This window comes from Hymenobacter sp. AT01-02 (assembly GCF_000961955.2).
Lineage (GTDB): Bacteria > Bacteroidota > Bacteroidia > Cytophagales > Hymenobacteraceae > Hymenobacter > Hymenobacter mucosus.
The window spans coordinates 1-2,954 of sequence record NZ_JZIR02000224.1; the positions used below are offsets into that span (position 1 = coordinate 1).

The window sequence follows — 2,954 nt, forward strand, 5'->3', positions numbered from 1 at the left end:
CCTACCTGCCAGCCCCCAGAAGACTTCCTGAACGCACGGCCGGCGACTCCTACCCGGACGGCTTTACAGTACCAACTGGCAGGACCAAATCTTCCGCCGGGCCCTCACCAAGGACTATACCCTGCGCATGTCGGGCGGCAGCGACAAAGGCACCTACTCGGTATCGGGCAACATGCTGGATCAGCAGGGTATTATCGTCAACTCAGGCTTTAAGCGCTACGGCTTGCAGGCTAACATTGTGCGGAAAGTGCACAAGTGGATTGAGTTAGGTACCAACAACAATATCAGCTTCACAACCTACAACCTGGGCAAAACCAACTCCAACGGCAACGAGGCCAGCATCATCAGCTCGGCGCTGGTGTTCCCGCCTACCTATCCGGTATCCTCCCCCCAGTCGAAAGCACGGGAAGACAATACCTCCTGGTACGCCGCTGCTAACCCCTACAACTACACCCGCACAGCCAAGGACCAGACCCACTCTACAGGTATCTACTCCTCGACGTACGCGCAGCTGACGTTTACCGACTATCTCTCTTTCCGGCAGAACCTAGGGGTGAACTACAATGTGAACAACCGGGAAGTGTACTACAGCCGCCGCTTGCAGGAGGCGCGCACCACTAATGGCTACGCCTACTCTGCGGATGATACGTGGCGTGGCATTACGCTGGAATCTATCCTGAATTTCAACCGCACCTTTCACCAGGACCATAGCGTCAATGCCGTAGCAGCCGTAACGCGGGAAACGGGCTACTCCTATTACCGCAACATGTCGGTGCGCGGCTTCCCCGACGACTTGCTGCAAAACAACAATATCGGTGCTGGTCTCAACCAGAAGACCTTGGGCAGTGGCAAGTCGGAAAACGGGTTGTTCTCTATGCTGGGACGCGTCAACTACAGCTACAAAGGCAAGTACCTGGCTACAGCTTCGTTCCGCCGCGATGGTTCCAGCCGCTTCACCACCCGCAATAAGTACGCAAACTTCTCTTCGTTTGCGCTGGCCTGGAATGCGGGCGACGAAACCTTTGTGCAGGACATGAACCTGTTTAGCACCCTGAAATTTCGGGTGGGCTACGGCCAGACGGGCAACCAGGGCATTGGTCCTACCGCTCCCTACCCTATTTCGCATTTTCGGCCTACCCCATCAACGGCGCATTGCAGCCCGGCTATGCCGACGTAACCTGGCGCGGTCCGGCCGATGTGAACCTCGTCGGTGGGAAACTACGGACCAAGTAAATGCCGGCGTGGATATGGGCTTTATGCAGAACCGCTTCACGGTGACAGTGGATGTGTACAAGAAAAAGACCCACGACCTGTTGCAGCCCATCCAGATTCCGAACAGCACGGGCTTTACTACCCAACTCACCAACTTCGGCACCGTGGAGAACAAGGGCCTGGAAATCTCCGGCATTGGCGCACTCGTAACGACGCCGCGTTTCAACTGGAATCTCAACGCCAACATCTCTTTCAACCGCAACCAGATGCTGGATCTGCCCGGCGACCAGTTTGCCGGTAGCCTCTACAACAACTTCGACAACTTCTTCCTGCAGCGCAACGGACAGCCCATTGGTACGGTGTACGGCTTCGTGGAAGACGGTTTTTACGACAACTTAGCGGAGGTAGTGGCTGACCCCTACTACGCGGGCCAGTCGGAGGAAGTACAGCGCATGATGATTGGGGAAATCAAGTACAAAAACTTCGATGAAGACCCCGCCATTACGGCCAATGACCGCCGGATCATTGGCAATACGAACGCGAAATACAACTTCGGTGTCACTAACAGCTTCTCGTATCGGAACTTCAACCTGAGCGTGTTCTTCCAGGGCGTACAGGGCAACGACATTGTGAATACCAACCTGTACCAGATTCGGATGGGCAAGGTGGCCAACATCCCCCAGTTTGTGTACGACGGACGGTGGACGCCCGAAAATGCCGCCAACGCTACCTGGCCGAAGGCCCTGGCCGCTGATACGCGCCAGCCACGCCTCTCGGACCGTCTGGTGCAGGATGCTCCTACGTGCGCCTGAAGAATATCAACGTGGGTTACGTCTTCAAGAACCCAGCCCCCTTCATTGATGCCATTAACGTGTACGCCAGCGTTAGCAACGTGCTGACCTTCACCAAATACAAGTGGTACGATCCGGACGTTAACGCCTTCGGCAGTGATGCTTCCCGCCGTGGTGTTGACATGAATTCCTATCCCAACAGCCGCACCTTCACCCTGGGGGTAAGCGCTGGCTTCTAATCTCAAGACTTAGGTAGTCTCTCATCAGATGAAAAAGATACAAGTACTTGCCCTCCTGTTTGCTGCTTCACTTGCTAGCACTGCTTGCACTGATTTTTTGGAAGAAAAGCCGCTGGATTTCGTTACGCCCGATCAGGTAACTGACGCCAACTTTATTGCCAACGGCGCACTCAACACGCTGGCGTCGGGCTCTATGTTCCGCTACGGGCCGTTTCCGAACCTATGGGACTACGACTCGGACGACGCCACGGGGCCTAGCTGGGCCTTTGGCGACGTGGGCGCTGGCAACTATCAATCCTACTGGGGCATCGACTACGGCTGGAATGGCCCCTATACCCTGATTCACCGTTGCAACTTTGGGATTTCGCAGATCACGTCCATGACGACGGCCGATGAGACGGTGAAGCAGAACGCGCTCGGGCAACTGTATTTCCTGCGGGGCTGGGCGTACTTCCTACTCGTGCGGGCCTACGGCGCCGTGCCAGTGTTCGAGAAGGCCGTGACGGAGGGTGCCGATCCGCAACAGCCGCGCACTCCGGTGAAGGATGTATACGCCTGATCATCGACAACCTGAAGCTGGCCGAAGCCAACCTGAAATCGACCACGAGCGCGGGCTACGAGCCGGGCCGCCCCAGCAAGGGTGCCGCCAGCAGTCTGCTGGCAAAAGTATATCTCACTATGGCTTCGGGCTCGCTATCCAGCGGGCAGGTGA

At 56.5% G+C, this 2,954-nt stretch carries 4 protein-coding genes; all 4 read left to right on the forward strand.

The window, feature by feature from the left end; translation table 11 throughout:
- Positions 1–127: 127 nt before the first annotated feature.
- Positions 128–1,177 (forward strand): hypothetical protein, encoded by a 1,050-nt coding sequence (locus tag VI25_RS22620; protein ID WP_055562949.1) that lies wholly within the window; start codon positions 128–130, stop codon positions 1,175–1,177.
- 64 nt (positions 1,178–1,241) lie between these two features.
- Positions 1,242–2,024 carry a hypothetical protein gene (locus VI25_RS22625; protein ID WP_410503460.1) on the forward strand — a complete coding sequence of 261 codons (783 nt, stop codon included), beginning with the start codon at positions 1,242–1,244 and terminating at the stop codon, positions 2,022–2,024.
- The gene (locus VI25_RS22630; RefSeq protein ID WP_055562951.1) at positions 2,015–2,242 is read left to right on the forward strand and encodes a hypothetical protein; all 228 of its coding nucleotides are present in this window, start codon (positions 2,015–2,017) and stop codon (positions 2,240–2,242) included. The genes VI25_RS22625 and VI25_RS22630 overlap by 10 nt, the downstream gene beginning before the upstream one ends.
- A 28-nt stretch (positions 2,243–2,270) precedes the next feature.
- Positions 2,271–2,801, forward strand: a complete 531-nt coding sequence (locus VI25_RS22635) for a RagB/SusD family nutrient uptake outer membrane protein (protein WP_055562952.1) — start codon at positions 2,271–2,273, stop codon at positions 2,799–2,801.
- The last annotated feature ends 153 nt before the right edge of the window (positions 2,802–2,954 follow it).

What these genes read in the sequence shown, in the direction of transcription:
- VI25_RS22635 (WP_055562952.1), top strand. Translation starts at nt 2,271, where the DNA reads ATGAAAAAGATACAAGTACTTGCCCTCCTGTTTGCTGCTTCACTTGCT.
- VI25_RS22620 (WP_055562949.1), top strand. Translation starts at nt 128, where the DNA reads ATGTCGGGCGGCAGCGACAAAGGCACCTACTCGGTATCGGGCAACATG.